This window comes from Microbacterium sp., from assembly GCF_049661145.1.
Classification (GTDB): Bacteria; Actinomycetota; Actinomycetes; order Actinomycetales; family Microbacteriaceae; genus Microbacterium.
This window is the reverse complement of the sequence record NZ_JBASZT010000101.1, coordinates 1-3,421: the sequence shown is the minus strand read 5'-3', so window position 1 is coordinate 3,421 and position 3,421 is coordinate 1. Positions and strand designations below refer to the sequence as shown.

Annotated in this window: 3 protein-coding genes, 1 tRNA gene and 1 pseudogene; 3 read left to right on the top strand and 2 right to left on the bottom strand. The window is 69.2% G+C overall.

What is annotated here, in order from left to right; translation table 11 throughout:
- Window positions 1-190, top strand: a pseudogene (locus tag WBP48_RS04420) (LLM class flavin-dependent oxidoreductase); the annotation flags it as partial.
- 132 nt (window positions 191-322) lie between these two features.
- On the opposite strand, the gene WBP48_RS04415 reads toward WBP48_RS04420, so the two are convergent.
- A tRNA-Met gene (locus WBP48_RS04415) sits at window positions 323-396 on the bottom strand.
- Between the two features lie 94 nt (window positions 397-490).
- Between WBP48_RS04415 and WBP48_RS04410 the strand changes: the two genes are divergently transcribed.
- Window positions 491-1,015, top strand: coding sequence for a DUF6328 family protein (locus tag WBP48_RS04410; protein ID WP_424436651.1), 525 nt, complete (start codon window positions 491-493; stop codon window positions 1,013-1,015).
- On the top strand, window positions 1,012-1,824 hold the full coding sequence (locus WBP48_RS04405; RefSeq protein WP_424436648.1) for a carbon-nitrogen hydrolase family protein: 813 nt from the start codon (window positions 1,012-1,014) through the stop codon (window positions 1,822-1,824). Before WBP48_RS04410 ends, WBP48_RS04405 begins: the two co-directional genes overlap by 4 nt.
- A gap of 184 nt (window positions 1,825-2,008) precedes the next feature.
- Here WBP48_RS04405 and WBP48_RS04400 read toward each other — a convergent pair whose 3' ends face one another.
- Window positions 2,009-3,217 carry an aminotransferase class I/II-fold pyridoxal phosphate-dependent enzyme gene (locus WBP48_RS04400; protein WP_424436645.1) on the bottom strand — a complete coding sequence of 403 codons (1,209 nt, stop codon included), beginning with the start codon at window positions 3,215-3,217 and terminating at the stop codon, window positions 2,009-2,011.
- Window positions 3,218-3,421: the final 204 nt, after the last annotated feature.

The following is a 3,421-nucleotide window of genomic DNA, read 5'->3' as shown; positions in this document are numbered from 1 at the left end:
GCCGGCGGGGCCATCCGCGTGGCGGGTCACCGGCACACCCGCGGATGTCGCCGACGAGATCTCCCGCTGGGCCGACGTGGGCGCGATCGACGGCGCCATCGGCCTACCGACGGGCTGGACGGGCTCGGTGCTCGCCTTCGCCGAGGAGGTCGCGCCGATTCTCGCGGACCGCGGGCTGCTCGCGCACTAGGAGCCGCGCGTCCCGCGGAAGGGTTACCTGAAGACCCTCGACCGCAAGCGCCTCTGAGCCTCGCGCTCATCGCACACGAACCAGGCCCTGACCGGAGAAATCCGCGGTCAGGGCCTGGTTCGTGTATTCGAGTTGCGGGGACAGGATTTGAACCTGCGACCTCTGGGTTATGAGCCCAGCGAGCTACCGAGCTGCTCCACCCCGCGGCACAAGTAAAGAGCCTAGCACGGCTCGAGAGCGCGAGTCGCATCGTGCGTGCCTCGTTGCCCTCCACGCCGCCGTCGCGGGAGGATGGACCTCATGACCGCTCGCCCGAATCGCGACGCCGTCCGGGAGAACGACGGCATCCGCGACGACCGCGCCGACGGCCGCGACGAGACGCCGAACGAGCGTGCCGACCGCAACTGGAACGAGGTGCTGCAGGAGCTGCGAGTCCTGCAGACCGGCACGCAGATCCTCACCGGGTTCCTCCTCGCCCTGGCGTTCCAGCCCGCCTTCGCCGACCTCGATGCCGCGCAGCGCGCCTTCTACCTCGTGCTCGTCGTGCTCGCGACGCTCAGCGCGGTGGTCGCGCTGGCGCCCGTGGCCCTGCACCGCATGGTGTTCGGGCGCAGCGAGAAGCGCACCGTCGTCATCTACGGTCACATCGCTCTCATCACGGCGCTTGTGACGGTGTCGGTGCTGCTGATCGGGGTCGTCGCGTTCGTGTTCGACGTCGTGATCGGAGCGTCGGCATCGTGGACCGTCGGGATCGCCGCCGCCGTCGCACTCGCGACACTGTGGGGAATCGTGCCGGTCGTCATACGAATCAGGGGGCGCTCATGACCGTGGATGCCGTGGATGCCGTGGGCGTCGCCGTCGCCCAGTTCGCACCGACTGCCGATACCGCTGCCAACCTGCGCGAGATCGAGGAGTTGACGACGCGCGCCGCGTCTCGCGGGGCCGCAGTCGTGCTGTTCCCGGAGTACGCGAGTTACTTCGTCGACCCCTTCGACGACACGCTGGCGGCCCACGCGCAAGATCTCGACGGCCCGTTCGTCGGGGCGCTGCAGCAGTTGGCCGGGCGCCACCGCGTTACCGTCGTCGCCGGTCTGGTCGAACGTGGCGAAAGGGGGCGCGTGCGCAATGCTGTCGTCGCGGTGGATGCCGACGGCATCCGGGCCGTGTATCGCAAGCTGCATCTGTATGACGCCTTCGGGCAGCGCGAGTCCGACTGGGTGCAACCAGGGGACCTCGTCGAACCCGATACCTTCGAGATCGCCGGTGTGCGGTTCGCGCTGATGACCTGCTACGACCTCCGGTTTCCCGAGGTCGCCAGAGTTCTCGCCGACACCGGGGCGCACGTCGTGCTTGTTGCTGCGGAATGGGTGCGCGGACCGCTCAAGGAACAGCACTGGCGCACGCTCCTGCACGCCCGCGCGATCGAGAACACGCTCTATGTCGCGGGCGCCGACCACCCGCCGCCGCTCGGAGTGGGCGCATCGGTGGTCGTAGACCCGCAGGGCGTCGAGATCGCCGGCGTCGGGACGGGCACGGACGTCGCCGTCGCCTTCGTGGATGCCGACACCGTCGACCGCGTGCGACGCGTCAATCCCGCGCTAGAGCTTCGGCGCTTCCGCGTCGAGCCCCGCTGAGCGCCGCGCCACGGACTACCCGGCGGGTCGCGAGTGGTCAGTATCCACGGCGTGAAGCGGCAATTTGCGACTCGCCGGTTGTGGGTGCCGTGATGCAGACCCCGGGCGGGGTCGCAAGTGGTCGGTATCCCGCGGCCATAGCGACCATTCGCGACCCGCCGGGTTCGACCCGGAGACCGCGCGCTCAGCCGGAGAGGGCGGCCAGGCGCCGGCTCGCCTCGGCGATGACGTCGGTGCGCTTGCACGCCGCGAAGCGGACGAGCGTCGCGTACTCCTTGCGGCGCCCTCTCGTTGTGAACGCGGTCAGCGGAATCGCTGCGACCCCCGCTCGCTCGGGCAGTTCACGACAGAAGTCCGCGGCATCCGTCTCGGAGGTCATGAGATGCGCGGCATTGGCGACAGTGAAGTACGAGCCGCCGGGGACGGACACCTCGAAGCCGGCAGCGCGCAGTCCGTCACCGAGCAGATCGCGCTTGACCTGCAGGGCGTCGCCGACTCCGGCGAAGAACGCATCGGGAAGTGCGAGCCCCGCGGCGATCGCGTGCTGGAACGGTGTGCCGTTCACATAGGTCAGGAACTGCTTCACGGCCGTCACGGCATCGATGAGGTCGCCGGGGCCGCTGATCCACCCGATCTTCCACCCCGTGGTCGAGAAGGTCTTGCCGGCCGATGAGATCGTCAGGGTCCGTTCCGCGGCGCCCGGAACCTTCGCAATCGGCACGTGGGGCGGCTCGAAGACCAGGTGCTCGTAGACCTCGTCGGTCACGACGATCGCGTCATGCCGTTCCGCCAGCCGGACGATCTCGTTGCGCACCGCCGCGGAGAACACGGCGCCGGTGGGGTTGTGCGGGTCGTTGACGAGGATCAGCCGCGTGCGGTCGCTCACTGCCGCCGCAAGCTCATCGAGGTCGGGTTGGAAGTCCCGCCACCGCAGCGGCACGGTCACGAGCCGCGCGCCGGCGAGGGCAACGCACGCCGCATAGGAGTCGTAGTACGGCTCGAAGACGACGACCTCGTCGTCGGGGGAATCGATGAGCGCCAGCAGGGTGGCCGCGAGTGCCTCGGTGGCTCCGGCGGTGATCAGCACTTCGCGTTGCGGATCCAGCTCGATCCCGTAGAACCGCCGCTGGTGTGCGGCGACGGCCTGAAGCAGAGCGGGTACGCCACGGCCGGGAGCGTACTGGTTCTCGCCCGCAGCGATCGCCGCCGCCGCGGCATCCAGCACCTCTTTCGGGCCGTCCTCATCGGGAAAGCCCTGACCGAGGTTCACGGCGCCGGTCCTGACGGCGAGCGCGGTCATCTCGGCGAAGATCGTCGGCGCCGGAACGCCTGTGGGTGACAGCAGGCCGGCACCGCGCGCGGTGCGCTGCCAAGCCCCGGGTATTTCTCGCATCGCGCTCAGGCTACATGCATAGGCTGACACGAGTGTGGGCATAGGGAATGCACAGAATCCCGCGACATCCTGATGGCGTTCCGGGAAGAAGGAAAACAGTCATGAGCGAGAACAGCCCCTCCAACGTCGAGCCCCAGCCGGGCGACGATGGTGTCACGTCGCAGGATGCCGCGGCCACCCCGCCGCGCCCGCCCCTGCCCGAGC

Coding starts and splice junctions, on each gene's coding strand:
- WBP48_RS04410 (WP_424436651.1), top strand. CDS start 491: ATGACCGCTCGCCCGAATCGCGACGCCGTCCGGGAGAACGACGGCATC.
- WBP48_RS04405 (WP_424436648.1), top strand. CDS start 1,012: ATGACCGTGGATGCCGTGGATGCCGTGGGCGTCGCCGTCGCCCAGTTC.
- WBP48_RS04400 (WP_424436645.1), bottom strand. CDS start 3,217: ATGCGAGAAATACCCGGGGCTTGGCAGCGCACCGCGCGCGGTGCCGGC.